Genomic DNA, 17,477 nt, shown 5'->3' on the forward strand with positions numbered 1-17,477 from the left:
CACCCCTTGCCCCGTCAGCGGCGGTTCAGCGCCGCGGCTTTAGCGGTTAGCCCGACATGATCAGCAAGAAACATCTCGGCATCGGCGCCTTCGCGTCGGCGCTGCTCCTCGGCGCACATCCGGCGCTCGCGCAAAGCGAAGTGGTGCAGGCGCACAATCCCGATGCGGATGCGCTCGCCACGCAGATGCGCGTGCTCGCCGAGAATCCGCGCGATATCGAGGCGCTGGTCGCGGCGGCGCGGCTGAGCACGCGGCTGGGCGATCTGTCGGGCGCACTGGCACTGCTCCAGCGGGCGGACGACATCGACGCGACCAACCCGCGCATCGCCAGCAACCGCGCGGCGGTGCTGGTGCGGCAGGGCCGCCCGGGCGAGGCGCTGAAGATGTTCCAGCAGGCCGAGCAGCGCGGTGTCGATCCGCGCGAGTTCGCCGCCGATCGCGGCTTCGCCTATGATCTGCTCGGCCAGCCTTTGCTTGCCCAGCGCGACTACAAGCTGGCGCTGGCGACCCGACGCGAGAACGATGTGGTGCGGCGCTATGCGCTGTCGCTCGGCATCAGCGGCGACCGGGCCGGGGCCGAGCGCGAGCTTGATGCGCTGCTCCGCGCGCAGGACCGTGCGGCCTGGCGCGACCGGGCGTTCATCCTGGCGATGAACGGCGATGTTGCCGGTGCCGAGAAAATTGCGGGCACGGTGCTGCCGGGCGCGGCGGGCAAGAACCTGCTGCCCTTCTTCCGCCGGATCGCGACGCTGGGGCCCGCCGACCGCGCCTTCGCGGTCCATTTCGGCGAGCTGACCCCGACGCCGGCGCGGCTGGCAGATGCGCGGATGGCGCCGTCGCTGCCGGTCTATACCGGCCCGGCGCCGGTGCAGATCACGCAGACCACGCCGGTGACGCCCGCCGCTGCGCCGGTCCGCACCGATACCCGTGGGCGCCGCGGCGCCTCGACGCCCAAAACCGCGTCGGTGCAGATCGCCAAGGCGGATGTCGCGCCGGTTGCGCGCGCCGTGCCGAGCCAGCCGGCGATGCCGCAGCCGACGCCGATGCCGACCCCGACGCCGCCCCCGGCGTGGCAGCCTGCGCCGGTTCCGCAGCCAATCGTCCAGCCGACGCCGGCATCGCGGCCTTTCGTCCAGCCGATACCGGCGCCGAAGCCGGAAGTCCGCTACGTCGCGCCGGCGAATTCCCCGCTCGCCTCGATCATCGCCCATATCGACGTGCCCGCCAGCGAACGCGTGCCTGTGGCCGGTCCAAGCGCCGTCGCGCCGAAGCCGGTTGTCGCCGCCAAGCCGACCGTCACGGTTCGTCCCAAGCCCGAGCCCAAGCGGCCGGTGGTCGCGGACGAGGAAGAGGCCAAGCCCGCAAAGCCCGTCGCCAGGAAGGGCACCAAGGTCGACGACGAGGCCGACGCCAAGCCGGTGAAGCCGGGCGCCAAGAAGGGCGCGCGGGTCGAAGACGACGCCGACGCCAAGCCCGGCAAGCCTGGCATGAAGAAGAGCGCCAAACCCGCGGACGACGAGGACGCCAAGCCGGTCAAGGGCAAGAAGCCCGAGCCCAAGAAGCCGGATCCGAAAAAGGCCGATCCCGAGCGTGTCTGGGTGCAGGTGGCGAGCGGCGCCAACGAATCCACCGTCGACCGCGCCTGGAAGGGCGTCGCAGCCAAGTCGCCCAAGCTCTTGAAGGCGCGCGGCGGCTGGTGGATGGCGTTCAAGGCGACCAACCGAATCGTCACCGGTCCGTTCAAGACCAGCGGCGAGGCGCAGGCTTTCGTCAACAAGCTGGCGGGGGAGGGCGTCTCGGCGTTCGTCGTCACCAGCGAGGCGGGGCAGAAGGTCACCAAGATCGCGCCGTGACCCTTCGACACGGGACGCGGCTTGGGCTAGGGGCCCGGCGGTGAAACAGCTTTCCTCCTGGGCCTGCATGCCCGCCCAGACGCGCGGCCGCCTGCATCCCGAGGCGGGCGGCGGTGCGCGCGGCCCACGCGACGCCTTTCAGCGCGACCGCGACCGGATCATCCATTCGATCAGCTTCCGCCGGCTGCGCCACAAGACGCAGGTGTTCCTCGCCCCCGATGGCGACCATTTCCGCGTGCGGCTGACGCACAGCCTGGAGGTCGCGCAGATCGGCCGCGCCATCGCCCGCGCGCTCGGGCTCAACGAGGATCTCACCGAAGCGCTATGCCTCGCGCACGATATCGGTCATCCCCCCTTCGGCCATGCCGGGGAAGACGCTCTGGAGGTGGCGCTGGCGGGGAAGGGCGGGTTCGACCATAACGGCCATACGCTCCGCACGCTGACGCGGCTCGACAGCCCCTATCCGTCCTGGAACGGGCTGAACCTGACCTGGGATACGCTGGAGGGCCTCGCCAAGCACAACGGCCCGATCCACGAGCCGCAATGGGCGCTGGCCGCCGCCGATGCCGAGTTCCCGCTCGAGCTCGACAGCTGGCCTTCGCTCGAGGCGCAGGTCGCGGCGATCGCCGACGACATCGCCTATGACAATCACGACATTGACGACGGCCTGCGCGCCGGGTTGCTGACGCTCGACCAGATCATGGCGGTGCCGATGATCGCCGAAGCCTGGGCAGAGGTGCAGCTGCGCTTTCCCGACGTTTCCCCCAAGCGGCTGACCGGTGAGTTGATCCGATCGCAGATCGGGCTGATGGTCAACGACCTCATTACCGAGACCAGGGCGCGCATCGCGGAGTCGGGTGTGAAGACGGTGGACGATGTCCGCCATGCCGGACGCTGCCTGGCGGGCTTCTCGCCATCGATGCGCGACGCCGAGCGTGGGTTGAAGCGGTTCATGTACGCCAATCTCTACCATCATCCGAGCCAGCTGGCGGCAGCGGCCTCGGCGCGGCAGGTCGTGTCGGGACTGTTCGCGGGCTATGTCGCGGATCCCGCACGGATGCCGTCGGAATGGCGCGAGGCGCTGCCGACCGAGGAGCCATGGCGCAGCCGCCACATCGGCGATTTCATCGCAGGGATGACCGATCGCTACGCCATCGCGCGCTACCGCGAGCTCTGCGGCGCGATCGAGCTGCCCGAGGGGTTCTAGGTTGCCGATCCGCGCACAACGATCAGCGCGGGCCTTGCAGATAGCCGTTGATCTGCGCCTCGAAACGGCGGGCTGCGCCAGCGATCGGATCCTGGTGCCGCGCCAGCGCCGCGAGCGCTTGCCGCGCAGCGGCGCCATGGCGCTTGCTGCCGAACAGCGCGAGCCCGTTTTCGGCGACCGTGGGATCTTCATCGGTCGCACCCGCGACACAGACGAGATAGCGGACCACATTGTCGAGCGCGGCCGGATCGAGAGGGACCGTCTCCACGCTGTCGCTGCCGGCCAATGCCTTGGGGTAGCGCGCGTAAAACGCGTCGACTAGCGCCCCGCCGACCTTTCCCTCGGCCGCGATCGCCTCGCAACGCGGCAGCGGCAGGCCTGTCGGAGGCGCTGCGCGCGCCATTGCCGCGCGGTTCGCCCGAGGAAGGCCAAGCCCCGACAGCAGCGCGTCATATCGTTCCGCGCAGTGCGGCACGGCATGATCTCGGCAACTGATCGCGCGGCTCTTCGCCCATAGGGGCCCGCCGTCGAGGGGGGCTGCGGCCGTACGCAGGGCGGGTGCGTCGCCGGACAGGAGCGCCGCGCGTCGGGCCGCTAGGGCTACGGCGTGATGGGCAAAGGTCACTTGCGCTGACACGCCGCCCGACTGGGCAGCAGCGTCTCCCCATCGGCGCAGCGCCGCACGGAAGGCCGCGGCGGACTCGGGCGTGTCGACTGCCTGTCCTGCTGCGGTGATCGCGGTGTCCGCGCAGGCAAGCAGCACCGTCGTTTGCCCCGCGGAACGTTGGCGGCACGCGGCATAGGCGTCGGCGGTGCGCGTCGGATCATAGGCCGTCTCAGCCGGGGCACCGCCGCAACCGGCGACCAGGAGAGCCAGGGCCAGGGTGGATCCCGAATGACGCATGGCGTTGATCTATCGGCTGGATATCACGCGGTAAAGCAATGCGGCGCGCGCCGCCGTTCCGGGCCCCCAGCATGGGGAGCCCGGACCGTCCTTCAGAACGCAGCGCTCACCGAGAACACCACCTGGCTGCCGGCAATGGTCGAGCCGTCCTTGGTGCTGGAGAAGTTGGGCAGCAGATAGGCGCTGTCGCGCTTGGTGATGCTGGTATCGACATAGGCGACGCCGAGCACCACCTTGCCCAGTGCCAGGTCCGCCCCGACCAGCCAGTCGGCATAGCTGCCGGTCGGCGCGACGCTGGTGCCGTTGGGGCCGAGGCCCTTGTTGCCGTCCGAATAGCCGAGATGCGCCTTGAGCGTGATCGCCGTCTTGGGCACCGCGGCACTCACATCGCCCCACAGATAGAGATTGTCTTCCTTGTCGCCCTCGCGACTCTCGGGCGTGGCGCTCCAGTTGCCGAGCGCCTGCTGCGGCGGGGCATAGGCGACGCCTGCCAGCGCGGAGACCGGGCCGATGCTGCCGCTCAGCTTCACATAGGGTTCGGCGAAGTCGGTCTTGGAGGCGCCGCCCGGATACATGTACCAGGTCACGCCCACGTCGAGCGCGGCGCCGCCGCCGATCGGCAGTTTGTAGCCGCCGACCACGTCCAGCTCCATATTGGCACCGCCGAACGTGCCCCAGCCCGACAGGTTGGAGCCCCAGAGCGAGCCGTACAGGCCGCTTTCATGGGTTACGGTAAGGCCGCCCTGGACCGCCATCTCCTTGTCGGTCTGCGACACGCCGCGGAAGCGGTAATCGGAGACCAGCGCGACGCTGCCGGAGACGGTGACGGGTGGGGGCGGGGCGGTTTCCTGCGCAAAAGCGGGCGCGGAGAGGCCGAGCAGGGCTGCGGCGGCAAGACGAATCTTCATGGAAACTTCCCTCTCGGGTGCGAGTGAAAGTTCCAGCCTGCGCCGGCGCGGCGACCCGTTCTCAAGGACGGGACTGTCGCTCCGATAGTGCATCTTCCCGCCGCAGCATTGCCGCTTCTTGGCGCGATCGTAAGAAAGTGTTGCTCGCGAACCATCGCGGCCCGGAGCAACGCTTCGTTACAGCCGCGCAAGTGTGCCGCAACGGCGTGTGGGTAGATGCTGGGGACAGGAGAAGATGCTCCCAACGACGAGGAACGCCACCATGAAGCTCGCAACCATCGCACTGATTTCTGCGACTTTGGTCGCCGCGCCGGCGGCCGCCCAGTCGCTGCACGAAACCCATGAGCGGGTCTGGATGCCCGCCGGCAAGAGCCAGATCGTCACCTGGCGGATGAAGGACCACAAGCCTGCCGCCACCCAGGCGCATCACCAGGCCGGCAAGCACCAGTATCTGCCCACCCGCAAGGCCCCGGCCGAAGAAGCCCGCCGCGAGACCGGCAGCAGCAGCGTCGGCGCCACCGAATAATTTCGAGTTCCGTCCCCCCAGAACGGAAAACCCCGCGGTCGCCCAGGCGGCCGCGGGGTTCTTAGTTTTTCCGGGAGCGGTTAGGGGTCACTTAGCGCGACGCGACCTGCACCTTGGTCGTCTTAGGCACGCGGAACGACACGCGCGTGCCGGCTGCGTTGCCATCGACCCAGCCGTTGCGCACGACGAGGCGGAAGTTCTGGTTGCCCGGCTTGGCAACGCCTTCCAGGATCTTCACGTCGCCCTTGACGGTCGAGGTGTAGGTGTAGGTCACGCCGTCGCGGGTGAAGCTGCGCGCGTCATTATCGGCAGCGAAAGCGGGAGCGGCGGCGAACAGGGTAGCGGCGAGTGCGATGGTGAAACGGGTCACGATCTTTCTCCTTCGTTGGGCCAAAAGAGCCAGATCGGCATCCTTCGTATGTTCTTGATAGACAATTTGTTGCGGTGCAGCAGATTCGACAACCGCAAAGCGCGGCGGTCTTGATTGCAGTCAGCGCAACCGTGTCCAGGCGGGACGAACGGGACGGCGATGCGACGAACCGATCACCTCTGGCACAATCGTGCGACAATCGGGCCGTATACGGAGCACCGGTCAGCGGAGTGTAGCCGATGGCGGGTATGAGTATTGCGTTGAATCGCTTCGGGTTAGGCACACGCCTGGAAGACGGACCGGGTGCGGAGCCGCGCGCATGGCTGGAACAGCAACTACATCGCTATGTCGTCGCGCCCGCGCCCCTGGCGGGGCAGCCGACCAGCGACGCGCTCGTCGCGGAATTCGCCGCCTATCGCGATCGTATTTCGCAGTTGCGAAAGAGCACGCCATCGGCACCGCCGCCGCCAGCGATGAACGCCCGGCCAGCGGGCGCAATGGCGCCGCTCGTGCCGCAGCCGCCGATCGTCCAGACCGGCGACGACCCCGCCGAGGCGCTGCGCAAGCAGTTCGGCCAGCAAAGCCGCGACCTGTACAACGGCGCCGTCACTGCCCGCGCGCTCGCCGCGCTCCAATCGCCCGCGCCCTTTGCCGAGCGGCTGGTGCATTTCTGGGCCAACCATTTTGCCGTCTCGGGCGACAAGATGGAGGTGACCAACCTTGCCGGCGCGTTCGAGTTCGAGGCGATCCGCCCGCATGTGATGGGTAGCTTCCGCGAGATGCTGTTCGCGGTGGAGCGCCACCCGGCGATGCTGCTGTTTCTTGACCAGGCGGTATCGGTGGGGCCGAACAGCGCACTGGCGATGCGCGCGGCAAATCGGCCCAATGTGCGCCGCGCGCTGGGCCTTAACGAGAATCTCGCCCGCGAAATTCTGGAACTCCATACGCTCGGCGTGCGCGCGGGTTACAGCCAAGCGGACGTCACCGAGTTTGCCCGTGCGCTGACCGGCTGGACCATCGCCGGATTCGGCCGCGGACCGGTGGCGAAGTTCATCGGCGGCACCGGGCGGCAGGGCGACTTCGTCTATGCGGACGCGCTCCACGAGCCGGGCGCGCGGACCATCCTGGGCCAGCAATGGAGCCAGCAAGGTGAAGCGCAGGCGGCGGCGGTGCTCGACCATCTCGCCACGCATCCAGCGACCGCCCGACACATCGCCACCAAACTCGCCCGCCATTTCGCCGGCGACGATCCGCCGCCCAAGCTGGTCGCGCAGCTGGAGGCGAATTTTCGCAAGACCGGCGGCGATCTGCCGAGCCTCTACCGCACCTTGATCGCCTCGCCCGAATGCTGGGCGCCGGGGACGGTGAAGTTCAAGTCGCCCTGGGAATGGTCGATCTCGGCGATGCGCGCGGTCGGCACCCAGCAGCTCCAGCCCAATGCGGTGCCGGGGCTGATGTATCAGCTCGGCCAGCCGGTGTGGAAGCCGGGCTCGCCGGCGGGGTGGGACGATGTCGCCGGCGCCTGGGCCGGGCCCGATGCGGTGCTCCGCCGGGTGGAAGCCGCCGAGCGGATGGCGCAGCGCACCCGCGACCAGATCGATCCGCGCGCCCGCGCCGCCGCGATGTTCCCGGAGGCGCTGAGCCCCGCGACCGCGCAATCCATCGCGCGGGCGGAAAGCAATAGCCAGGGGGTGGCACTTCTGCTGGTCGCACCCGAGTTCCTGCGGAGATAGCGTCATGATGCTCCACCGTCGTCAATTGCTCGCCGCCGGCGCGACCGCGCTGATGGTCTCGCCGCTGGGCGCGCGCATGGCCTTCGCCGCCGCGCCGACCGAGCGCCGCTTCGTCTTCCTCATCCAGCGCGGCGCGGCCGACGGGCTGGGCATCGTCGCACCCGTCGGCGACCCCGCCTATGCCGGCGCGCGCGGCGACCTCGCCGCCGATTTCGCCAGCGCGCCCAAGCTCGACGGCATGTTCGCACTGCATCCGGCGATGGCGAACACGCTCGGGCTCTACCGGGCGAAACAGGCGCTGTTCGTCCACGCCGTCGCCTCGCCGTACCGCGACCGCTCGCATTTCGACGGGCAGAACGTGCTCGAGACCGGCGGCGTCTCGGCCTATCAGCTCAAGGACGGCTGGATGAACCGGCTGCTCCGCCTGCTCCCCGAGGGCGACAAGGCGATCGCGCTCGCCGCCGCGGTGCCGATGGCGCTGCGCGGGAGCGTGGAGGTGGCCAGCTATGCGCCTTCTTCGCTGCCCGAGGCCTCGGACGACCTGCTCGCGCGGGTGACGGCGATGTACGAAGGCGACAAGCAACTCCACCCGCTGTGGCAGGAAGCGATGGCGACGCGGATGCTCACCGGCGACCTCGGCAGCGACGGCGGCAAGAAGGCGGCGGACACCGGCACGCTGGCGGCCAAGCTGCTCTCGGCCCCCGGCGGCGCGCGGATCGCGATGATCGAGACCGGCGGCTGGGACACGCATTCGGGCCAGCGCGGGCGGCTGGGCGGGCAGCTCAAGGGTCTCGACGCAATGGTCGCGGCGCTGAAAGCCGGGCTGGGGCCGCATTGGGACAATACGCTGGTGGTGGTGGCGACCGAGTTCGGCCGGACGGTGAAGGCCAACGGCACCGGCGGCACCGATCACGGCACCGGCTCGGTCGCGATGCTGCTCGGCGGCGCGGTACAGGGCGGCCGGGTGCAGGCCGACTGGCCGGGGCTGGGCGATGCGGCGTTGTACGAGGGGCGGGACTTGAAGCCCACCACCGCGCTCGACGTGCTGATCGCGAGCGCCGTCTCCAGCCACTTCGCGCTGCCCCCGGCGCGGACGGCGAAGGCGCTGTTCCCGGCGATGACCACGGCGGCGGGGGTGGAGGGGTTGGTAAGGGGGTAGGGACCGGATTGCTCCGCAATGGAAGAGTAGCGCGCCAGGATCGTTACGCAACCTTGACAAAGTTCCTGTTTTGTTCTAGATGTTTCTGGGCGGCGGACGCGGGGGAATGCGCATGCAGACAGCAACGGAGCAACGGCGAGCTTTTGCAATTTGGTTGCGGACGGGGCGACAAGTGCGCCCTGATGAAGGCGACGCCATCGAGGTCAAGTTCAACCCATGGCATGATCCGTCCGATGGTCGTTTCACCTTTGCAGGAGCTGGCAGTACCTCGAAGGGAGGGTCCGGCGTTATCGGACAGCGGAAGCGGAAGCGTGTTCCGCCATATGGAGACGACCCGAAGCTCAAGCCCATCACGTCGCTTGAAGAGGCAGACGCATGGAGGGCCAGCGAATTGGCCAAACATCCGAGGGATCCGGATTGGCGAGACGCGATCGAGACTCGGTACCGATACTATCAAAATCATTTCCGTCCCCTTCCTTCTCCACCGTCGCCTCCTCCGCCTTCCCTACCTTCTTTGAATGAGGGAGGGACATTTGTTGGTGGTGGAGGGAGCGGCGGTGGCGGAGGATTTAGCGGTAGCTGGCGAGGGCTGCCTGCCGCGAAGGATTCGGGCGTTAGAGGTTTAGGAGGAGGTGGAAGCTTCGGCGGTGGAGGGGCTAGCGGGAGCTGGGAAGCGCCTTCTGTCGATAAGCGCTACGCCGCTACCCACAGAAATCACGCCGTCACCGAGCTCGGCAGCCAAGCCGATCGGTCAACTTGGCGGCATGTGTTCCGCAACGGCTATGAGTATGAGATCGACGAGCGCGAGCGAACTCGGCGAGTTTCTGGTGTCTTGGTTCTTGCGCAACCGCAGCCTCGATCGAGAAGCCTTCAACGCAGTGCCGGTGGCACCGATCGCCTGCCGAAGGACGATGGCGGGCATTACATCGCACCGCGCTTTAATGGCCCGACGGAGGCGTTTAACCACTTCGCGCAGGATTCCAGCGTCAATCGCGGTAAGTATAGGGCTCTTGAGGATCAATGGGCGAAGGCGAAGAAGGCGGGAAGCGCAGTGACGGTGAAGATCGTGCCGCATTTTGGTGGTACGTCACAGCGGCCAAGAGCCATCGACGTCGTTTTTACCATCAACGGACGTGAAAACAGTGTGAAGCTGCCGAATGACCGGGGAGGGCATCATGGCCACCGATGAGACGGAGCGTCTGCTGGCGCAGATCGGGCAGATGCTGGCTGCGGACCCCCTTTATCCGATTGAAAACAGCTTGCTTCAGGCCGAAGTCGATCCGGAGATGATTTCGCCCTCGATCTACAAGGATGGTGGCGATCACGTCATGTATCGGCGGCCGGATCTGGATCGCTGGAGCGACGTCCTGCTGGAACTTTGGCACGCGCAAGAGGGGCCTGCGCGATGGTCGGAAATGGAATACTTCGTCCGCGATGGGCGGTTCGAGGTTGCCTACGTCTATCCAGACGATCCGGGCCGGAGCGAAGACATGATGGAGCGGCGCGAGCGGGCGCTACGTCGTTATTATGGCGACAAGCCCGTACGGTATCCACCTTGGGACGATGACGCGCCGTCCTATATGCTCTGAGCATCCAGAGTTGATGCACGCGCGTCCGACCCTCCCCTGCAAGGGGAGGTGGCGCGCGGTGCGCGACGGAGGGGTGTCGAAGCTAGTGTGGCACCGCTCCTTTTCGGCCGGTGGCACCCCTCCGTCAGGCCTTCGGCCTGCCACCTCCCCTTGCAGGGGAGGATCGTGAGCTCCAATAGGGATGACGGCGCCGCGCCACTGCGCTACAGCCGCCGCTCCCATTCCCCATTGGATTGCTCAATGACGCTTTATGCTCGTTTCGCCGCGCATCTGAATCTGGCTCTGGATGCGCTCGTCCTCGCCGGCGATCTGCCTGCGGGGCTGGAGCGACGTGCGATCACGGTCGAGCCGCCGCGCGATCCGAGCCATGGCGATCTCGCCACCAATGCCGCGATGGTGCTCGCCAAGCCCGCCGGCACCAATCCGCGCGCGCTCGCCGAGAAGCTGGTCGCCGAGTTGGAGAAGCTGGACGAGGTCGCGGCCGTGTCGGTCGCCGGCCCCGGCTTCATCAACCTGAAGCTGCACGCGGACAGCTGGCGCGGCGAAGTCGCCGAGATCCTGCGCGCGGGCGCCGACTATGGCCGCTCGTCGCTGGGTGCGGGGACGACCGTCAACGTCGAGTACGTCTCGGCCAACCCGACGGGTCCGATGCACATGGGCCATTGCCGCGGCGCGGTCGTGGGCGATGCGCTGGCGAGCCTGCTCGAATATGTCGGCCACAAGGTCATCCGCGAATATTATGTCAACGACGCGGGCGGGCAGGTCGACGTGCTCGCCCGCTCGGCGCATCTGCGCTACCGCGAGGCGCTGGGCGCGACGATCGAGATCCCCGAGGGCCTGTACCCGGGAGACTATCTGAAGCCGGTCGGCCAGCAGCTCGCCGCCGAGTATGGCGACAAGTACGTCTCCGCGCCCGAGAGCGAATGGCTGGCGCTGTTCCGCAAGACCGCGGTCGCGGCGATGCTCGTCATGATCAAGGACGATCTGGCGCTGCTCGGCATCCATCACGACCTGTTCTCGTCCGAGGCCGAGCTCCAGGCCGCCGGCAAGCCCGAGCAGGCCGAGGCATGGCTGCGCGAACGTGGCCTCGTCTATGACGGCGTACTGGAGGCTCCCAAGGGCGAGACCCCCGAGGATTGGGAGCCGGTGGAGCTGCCGCTGTTCCGCTCGACGCAGTTCGGGGATGATCAGGATCGCCCGATCAAGAAGTCGAACGGCCAGTGGACCTATTTCGGCGCGGATCTCGCCTATCACTTCCAGAAGGCGCAGTCGGCCGACCAGCTGATCGACATCTGGGGCGCTGACCATGCCGGCACGGTGAAGCGGATCGTCGCGGCGGTGCAGGCGCTGACCGGCGGCGAGACCCGCTTCGACGTCAAGCTGGTCCAGATGGTCCGTCTGCTGCGCGCTGGCGAGCCGGTGAAGATGTCCAAGCGGGCGGGCAATTTCGTCACGCTGGCGGACGTGGTGCGCGAAGTGGGCAAGGACGTGGTGCGCTTCACCATGCTCACCCGCAAGGCCGATGCCCAGATGGACTTCGACTTCGCCAAGGTGCTCGAGACCTCCAAGGAAAACCCGGTTTTCTACGTGCAATACGCCCATGCCCGCGTGGCATCGGTGCATCGCCGCGCGGCCGAGGCCGGGATCAGCCTGGACGAGGCGGCGGACCTGTCGCTGCTCGACGGGCGCGAACTGGCCGTGGCGAAGCTCGCTGCGCAGTTCCCGCGCGTGGTGGATGCGGCGGCCAGCGCGCGCGAACCACATCGCATCGCCTTCTATCTCTATGATCTGGCGGCAGAATTCCACGCGCTCTACAATATGGGCAACGACTCTGCCGATCGGCGTTTCCTGATGGTCGACCAGCCCGCGCTGACCGCTGCGCGGCTGTTCCTCGGGCGCTCGGTGCAGCAGGTGATCCGCAACGGCCTCGCGCTAATGGGCGTGGAGGCGGTCGAGGAGATGTGATGCCCGGCCGGTTCGACGACAACGAGCGGCTCCCCTGGCTGGAGACGGTGGAGGAGGCCTATGAGGAGCCGCGGCAGGGCCGTGTGTTCGTGACGGTCTTCCTCGCCTTGCTCGTGCTGGGGGCTGCAGGCGGCGTCTATTACTGGCTCAAGCACCAGGCCTCGCGCGACGGCAATGGCGCGCTGATCGCTGCGCCCGCCGAGCCGTACAAGGTGCGGCCGGACACGCCGGGCGGCATGCGCGTCGACGGCGAGGGCGACATCGTCTTCCGCACCAGCCAGGGCGGGCCGAGCGAGGCGGGCATCAATGTCGGCGCGCTACCCGAGGCGCCGGTCGAGGGGCAGAAGCCGCGCCAGGCGCCGGCCAATGGCCCCAAGGCGAGCAGCAGCGCGACGATCGCGCTGCCTGCCCCTACGATCGTCAAGCCAACGCCGAACCGCAGGATTGCAGCGGCGAGCTCGGCGGGCGAGGGGGCGGGGGCGCTGGTGCAGCTGGGGGCCTTCCCCAGCGAAGGCGCAGCCAATGCCGCCTGGACGCGGATGTCAAAGCGATTTGCCTATCTCGCGCCGCTCGGCAAGCTGGTGGTCCCGTTCGCCATACCCGAGGGCAAGACCGTGTATCGCCTGCGGGTGAATGCCGGGAGCAATGGCCAGGCGCGCGAGATTTGCGGCAAGCTGAAGGTCGCGGGCGAGAACTGCTTCGTCGCGAGCTGACAGGGGTTGCAGGCGAGGGCGGATCGGCTAGGCCTTTCTCCCATGAAGCCCGTGATCTTCGGCCTCTCCGGCCCGACGCTTACCGACGACGAACGCGCCTTTTTCCGCGAGGCGGGGCCGCTCGGCTACATCCTGTTCAAGCGCAATTGCGTGGATCCCGCGCAGATGCGGGCGCTGACCGACGATCTGCGGAGCTTGCACGGGCGCGACGACCTGCCGATCCTGATCGACCAGGAAGGCGGGCGCGTTGCGCGGATGCAGCCGCCGGTCTGGCCGGCCTTCCCGACCGGTGCCGCCTTCGATGCGCTGTACGACCGTGCGCCGATCTCCGCGATCGAGGCGGCGCGGGCGAACGGCCAGGCGTTGGCGCACATCCTTCGCGAAGCGGGAGTGACGGTGGATTGTGCGCCGTTGCTCGACGTGGCGGTGGAGGGCGGGACGCCTGCGATCGGCGACCGCGCGTTCGGGCGCGATCCGATGCGGGTGGCGGCGCTCGGGCGGGCGCTGCTCGACGGGCTGGCGCGGGGCGGCGTGGTGGGCATCGTCAAGCACATGCCGGGGCATGGCCGGGCGATGGTCGACAGCCATCTGGAATTGCCGCGGGTGAAGGCGAGCGCCGAGGCACTGGAGGCGGACCTGCTGCCGTTCCAGCGGCTCGCCTCCGCGCCGATGGGGATGACCGCGCATATCGTGTTCGAGGCCTGGGATGCCGACCTGCCCGCAACGCTCTCGCCGACGGTGATCCGCGAGATTATCCGTGGGCAGATCGGTTTCGACGGGCTGCTGTTCACCGACGATATCGACATGAAGGCGCTTTCCGGCACCGCGGGCGAGAAGGCCGAGCGCGCGCTGGCGGCGGGGTGCGACGTGGTGCTCGATTGCTGGGCACGGATGCCAGAGATGGTCGAGATCGTATCCCGGATCCCGGATGCGCCGGCGGTGTGCCTCGAGCGGTTGGCACGGGCAATGGACTCGGTGGGGGAGGCGGAGGACGTGCCGCTCGTCGAACTGCTCGCCAAGCGGGATGCATTGCTGGGGCTGAGCTGAGCCCACTTAAGCCCCTCCTCCTTGGAGGAGGGGTTGGGGTGGAGGGATTCCAGAACGTCTGTCGGTCTCTGCGAGACACAGCCCCACCCCAACCCCTCCCCTGAAGGGGAGGGGCTAGGATTTGTGGGCTCGGTACAGCGCATCTTCTTCCTCCCCTGCGGTGCAGGGGAGGATTTGCTTGGGGGGCGTGCCCCTCCTATGACCACCTCGTGGACGGGGGCGATGACATTCTGAAGATCGAGGTCGAGGGCTGGGAAGGCCCGCTCGACCTTTTGCTGGCGCTCGCCCGCACGCAGAAAGTGGATCTGCGCCAGATCTCGATCCTCGAGCTGGTCGAGCAATATCTCGCCTATGTCCACGCCGCGCGCGAATTGCGGCTGGAGCTCGCCGCCGATTATCTCGTGATGGCGGCATGGCTCGCATACCTGAAGTCCGCGCTGCTGCTCCCCCGCAACCCCGCCGAGAGCCCGAGCCCCGAGGAACTGGCGCTGCGCCTGCAACTCCGCCTCGAACGGCTGAGCGCGATGCGCGAGGCAGGCGCCCGGCTGGTGGCGCGCGACCGGGTGGGGCGCGACGTCTTTCCGCGGGGCGCCCCCGAGGGTCTGCGCGTCGAGCGCCAAGCCAAGTGGGAAGTGGAGATCTACGACCTGATCGCCGCCTATGGCCGGATCAGCGCGCGCACGCGGCCGGTGATGCACGTCGTCGCGCACCGCGACGTGATGACGCTAGAGGCGGCGCTGGAGCGCCTCTCCACGCAGCTTGGCACGCGGGTCGACTGGAGCGTCATCGAAAACTTCCTGCCCGAGGGCGCCAGCGACCTGTTTCGTCGTTCCGCGCTGGCCTCGTCCTTCGTCGCCGCGCTGGAACTTGCGCGGCAGGGGCGGCTGGAGATCCGCCAGGACGCGCCCTTTGCGCCGCTCTATCTCAAGGCAATCCCGCTATGATCGACACGGGCGATCCCGTGCGTGCGGTCGAGGCGGTGCTGTTCGCCTCCGAAGCACCGCTCAGCGTCGATGAGATCCGCGCCTATGTCGGACCGGAGGTGGACATCCGCGCGGCGCTGGCGGCGCTTGGGGACCACTATGCCGGGCGCGGCATCGAACTGGTCCGCCGTGGCGATCGCTGGCATTTCCAGACCGCCGCCGATCTCGCGCACCTGCTCCGCCGCGACCGCGAGGATAGCCGCAAGCTCAGCCGCGCCGGCATCGAGACACTGGCGATCATCGCCTATCACGAACCGGTGACAAGGGCCGAGATCGAGGCGATCCGCGGCGTGCAGATATCCAAGGGCACGATCGACGTGCTGATGGAGGCGGGCTGGGTGCGCCCCGCCGGGCGCCGCGAGGTGCCGGGAAGGCCGCTGATGTATGCCACTACGCCGGGCTTCCTCAGCCATTTCGGGCTGGCCAGCCGGCGCGACCTGCCGGGGATCGAGGATCTCAAGGCGGCGGGACTGCTCGATCCCGTCGATCTCGCGCTGGAACAGCTCGACGCGGCCGAGGCGGCAGCGGAAAGCGAAACTGTCACGGATGAGGAATAGAGGCGTCACCTTCCGTTCGGCGCTGCGTACGCCAGCGTAGGGCGATCAACCGTTGCCGTGCGGAGCCGCGGGCCTTAGATAGGTCGGGATATCAAGGAGAATTCTCATGGGTAGCTTCAGCCTGATGCACTGGCTGGTCGTCGGCATCATCGCCATCCTGCTGCTGGGCGGCGGCCGTTTCTCCCACATGATGGGTGACGTCGCGAAGGGCATCAAGAACTTCAAGAAGGGCATGGCCGAGGACGATACCCAGACGCCGCCGACCCGCATCGAAGGCAAGCCGGCACCCGAGCCGGGCTACACGCCGGAAGCAGAGCGCGCCCGCGAGGAGCATCGCTGAGACCCCGCCGGGCCACCGGTAAAGCCCGGCGGCCCGGGATTTGATCGCAGCGCACCGGGTGACCGGGGCATGCCGTGCGAGTGGATGCGCCGACAGAATGTTCAATATCGATTCCGGCGAGTTTTTGGTCGTGGCCATCGCCGCCCTCATCTTCATCGGGCCGAAGGACCTGCCGCGGGCGATGCATTTCGTCGGCAAATGGGTCGGCAAGGCGCGCGGCGTCGCGCGTCAGTTCCGCTCGGGCATCGATTCGATGGTGCGCGAAGCCGAACTGGCCGAGCTGGAGAAGCAGTGGGCGGCGGAGAATGAGCGGATCATGCGGCAATATCCGCCGCAGCCGCTCGCTGCGCCCGAAACGCCGCCCGCCATCGAACATTCCATGCATACTGCGGATCCGAACGACCATGTGCCGCACGACGGCGCGGCGCCGGTGATGACGCCGCAGCCGGACATTCACCCGGACCCGGCTCCGGTCGAAGTTTCGGCATCAAAGCCCGCCGCAAACGACGCCAAGCCCGTTCCCCCCGCCAGCGAAGTGCAGCCGTGAGCGAAATCGACGATACCCAGGCCCCGCTGCTCGAGCATCTGATCGAGCTGCGCAAGCGACTGGTCTGGTCGATCCTGTCGCTGCTGGTGGCATTCGGCGGCTGCCTCTATTTCGCGCGCGGCATCCTGTCCTTCCTCGTCGCACCGCTCAAGACGGCGGGGCAGGCGAAGATCATCAACACCGATATCTTCGGCGGCTTCCTGGTCGAGGTGAAGGTGGCGTTCTTCGCCGGGCTGATGATCGCCTTCCCGATCATCGCCAACCAGCTTTGGCAGTTCGTCGCGCCCGGCCTCTATCGGCGCGAGAAGCAGGCGCTGCTGCCGTTCCTGCTCGCGACGCCGGTACTGTTCATCGCCGGTGCCTCGATGGCGTATTTCGTCGCGATCCCAGTGGCGCTGAAGTTCCTGCTCGGCTTCCAGGGCAATCTGGGCGGCGTCGAGCAGACCGCGCTCCCGGATGTGAACAACTATCTCAAGTTCATCATGCAGTTCATCTTCGGCTTCGGGATCTCGTTCCTGCTGCCGGTGCTGCTGATGCTGCTCGAACATGCCGGCATCGTCACCTATGAGCAGCTGAAGGGCGCCTGGCGCTATGCCATCGTCGCGTCGGTGGCGATCGCGGCGGTGTTGACCCCACCCGACGTCGGGTCGCAGCTGCTGCTGGCGGGCCCGCTGATCGGGCTGTATTTCCTGTCGCTGGTCGCGATTTACTTTACCCGGCGGCGGCGTGAGCGCACGGCGGCGACCGAGGCGGATGCGGCGAACGCAGAGGGCCACACCGCCGAATGAGCGAAGCCCCCGCCGCGGGTGCGGCAGGGGCTCCCTGACATCGTTACTTGGACTTGTCGGCGGCGTTGGCGACGGTGTCGCCCGCCGAGGCAACGTCCTTGCCCGCACCCTCGACGGTGTTGCAGGCGGCGATCAGCAGCGTGCCGGCAAGCGCGGCGGCGGTGATGAGTTTACGCATCGAAATTCTCCTTCATTCCCCGTTTGCCGGGACGAAGGTTCAATGCTGCGCGCGTGGAAACGTTCCTGCAGCGCGGCGCAGAGAACCGTTCAAAAGCCGATCCAGCGATG

General features: G+C 67.8%; 19 protein-coding genes. 15 read left to right on the forward strand and 4 right to left on the reverse strand.

The features are described from left to right. Nucleotides 1-56: 56 nt before the first annotated feature. Together RT655_RS15065 and RT655_RS15070 are read left to right on the forward strand one after the other, a co-directional pair. Nucleotides 57-1,853, forward strand: a complete 1,797-nt coding sequence (locus RT655_RS15065; RefSeq protein ID WP_313538236.1) for an SPOR domain-containing protein — start codon at nt 57-59, stop codon at nt 1,851-1,853. A gap of 67 nt (nt 1,854-1,920) precedes the next feature. Next, nucleotides 1,921-3,060, forward strand: coding sequence for a deoxyguanosinetriphosphate triphosphohydrolase (locus tag RT655_RS15070; RefSeq protein WP_409530282.1), 1,140 nt, complete (start codon nt 1,921-1,923; stop codon nt 3,058-3,060). Nucleotides 3,061-3,082: 22 nt separating this feature from the next. On the opposite strand, the gene RT655_RS15075 is transcribed toward RT655_RS15070, so the two are convergent. Together RT655_RS15075 and RT655_RS15080 are read right to left on the reverse strand one after the other, a co-directional pair. Continuing rightward, nucleotides 3,083-3,964 (reverse strand): hypothetical protein, encoded by an 882-nt coding sequence (locus RT655_RS15075; RefSeq protein WP_313538239.1) that lies wholly within the window; start codon nt 3,962-3,964, stop codon nt 3,083-3,085. Between the two features lie 92 nt (nt 3,965-4,056). Further along, complete coding sequence (locus tag RT655_RS15080) at nt 4,057-4,872, reverse strand: TorF family putative porin (RefSeq protein WP_313538241.1); 816 nt, start codon at nt 4,870-4,872, stop codon at nt 4,057-4,059. A gap of 262 nt (nt 4,873-5,134) precedes the next feature. On the opposite strand from RT655_RS15080, the gene RT655_RS15085 reads away from it, so the two are divergent. Then, nucleotides 5,135-5,398 carry a hypothetical protein gene (locus RT655_RS15085; protein WP_313538243.1) on the forward strand — a complete coding sequence of 88 codons (264 nt, stop codon included), beginning with the start codon at nt 5,135-5,137 and terminating at the stop codon, nt 5,396-5,398. Between the two features lie 91 nt (nt 5,399-5,489). Here RT655_RS15085 and RT655_RS15090 read toward each other — a convergent pair whose 3' ends face one another. Further along, nucleotides 5,490-5,768, reverse strand: a complete 279-nt coding sequence (locus tag RT655_RS15090; RefSeq protein WP_313538245.1) for a hypothetical protein — start codon at nt 5,766-5,768, stop codon at nt 5,490-5,492. A gap of 239 nt (nt 5,769-6,007) precedes the next feature. Between RT655_RS15090 and RT655_RS15095 the strand changes: the two genes are divergently transcribed. The 12 genes from RT655_RS15095 (at nt 6,008) to tatC (ending at nt 17,189) form a co-directional block, all read left to right on the forward strand. Beyond that, entirely contained in the window at nt 6,008-7,501 is a 1,494-nt protein-coding gene (locus RT655_RS15095) for a DUF1800 domain-containing protein (RefSeq protein WP_313538247.1), read from the forward strand. Nucleotides 7,502-7,505: 4 nt separating this feature from the next. Continuing rightward, on the forward strand, nt 7,506-8,660 hold the full coding sequence (locus RT655_RS15100; RefSeq protein WP_313538248.1) for a DUF1501 domain-containing protein: 1,155 nt from the start codon (nt 7,506-7,508) through the stop codon (nt 8,658-8,660). Nucleotides 8,661-8,772: 112 nt separating this feature from the next. Next, a complete protein-coding gene (locus tag RT655_RS15105) occupies nt 8,773-9,849 on the forward strand; it encodes a DNA/RNA non-specific endonuclease (protein WP_313538250.1) in 1,077 nt (358 codons plus the stop codon). Continuing rightward, nucleotides 9,836-10,249, forward strand: a complete 414-nt coding sequence (locus tag RT655_RS15110; RefSeq protein ID WP_313538252.1) for a hypothetical protein — start codon at nt 9,836-9,838, stop codon at nt 10,247-10,249. The genes RT655_RS15105 and RT655_RS15110 overlap by 14 nt, the downstream gene beginning before the upstream one ends. A 240-nt stretch (nt 10,250-10,489) precedes the next feature. Then, nucleotides 10,490-12,214, forward strand: coding sequence for an arginine--tRNA ligase (argS, locus tag RT655_RS15115; RefSeq protein ID WP_313538254.1), 1,725 nt, complete (start codon nt 10,490-10,492; stop codon nt 12,212-12,214). Then, nucleotides 12,214-12,927: an SPOR domain-containing protein gene (locus RT655_RS15120; RefSeq protein ID WP_313538255.1), complete on the forward strand. Its 714-nt coding sequence runs from the start codon at nt 12,214-12,216 to the stop codon at nt 12,925-12,927. The genes argS and RT655_RS15120 overlap by 1 nt, the downstream gene beginning before the upstream one ends. Nucleotides 12,928-12,969: 42 nt before the next feature. After that, the gene (gene nagZ / locus RT655_RS15125) at nt 12,970-13,974 is read left to right on the forward strand and encodes a beta-N-acetylhexosaminidase (protein ID WP_313538257.1); all 1,005 of its coding nucleotides are present in this window, start codon (nt 12,970-12,972) and stop codon (nt 13,972-13,974) included. Nucleotides 13,975-14,183: 209 nt separating this feature from the next. Continuing rightward, on the forward strand, nt 14,184-14,918 hold the full coding sequence (locus tag RT655_RS15130; RefSeq protein ID WP_313538259.1) for a ScpA family protein: 735 nt from the start codon (nt 14,184-14,186) through the stop codon (nt 14,916-14,918). After that, entirely contained in the window at nt 14,915-15,514 is a 600-nt protein-coding gene (gene scpB, locus RT655_RS15135; RefSeq protein WP_313538261.1) for an SMC-Scp complex subunit ScpB, read from the forward strand. Before RT655_RS15130 ends, scpB begins: the two co-directional genes overlap by 4 nt. 106 nt (nt 15,515-15,620) lie before the next feature. Beyond that, nucleotides 15,621-15,854 (forward strand): twin-arginine translocase TatA/TatE family subunit, encoded by a 234-nt coding sequence (locus tag RT655_RS15140; protein WP_121078261.1) that lies wholly within the window; start codon nt 15,621-15,623, stop codon nt 15,852-15,854. Nucleotides 15,855-15,951: 97 nt separating this feature from the next. Beyond that, nucleotides 15,952-16,401 (forward strand): twin-arginine translocase subunit TatB, encoded by a 450-nt coding sequence (locus RT655_RS15145; protein WP_313538498.1) that lies wholly within the window; start codon nt 15,952-15,954, stop codon nt 16,399-16,401. Then, entirely contained in the window at nt 16,398-17,189 is a 792-nt protein-coding gene (tatC, locus tag RT655_RS15150; RefSeq protein WP_313538264.1) for a twin-arginine translocase subunit TatC, read from the forward strand. The genes RT655_RS15145 and tatC overlap by 4 nt, the downstream gene beginning before the upstream one ends. A gap of 43 nt (nt 17,190-17,232) precedes the next feature. Here tatC and RT655_RS15155 read toward each other — a convergent pair whose 3' ends face one another. Then, nucleotides 17,233-17,367 (reverse strand): entericidin A/B family lipoprotein, encoded by a 135-nt coding sequence (locus RT655_RS15155; protein WP_121078255.1) that lies wholly within the window; start codon nt 17,365-17,367, stop codon nt 17,233-17,235. Nucleotides 17,368-17,477: the final 110 nt, after the last annotated feature.

It is taken from the genome of Sphingomonas sp. (genome assembly GCF_032114135.1).
Lineage (GTDB): Bacteria > Pseudomonadota > Alphaproteobacteria > Sphingomonadales > Sphingomonadaceae > Sphingomonas.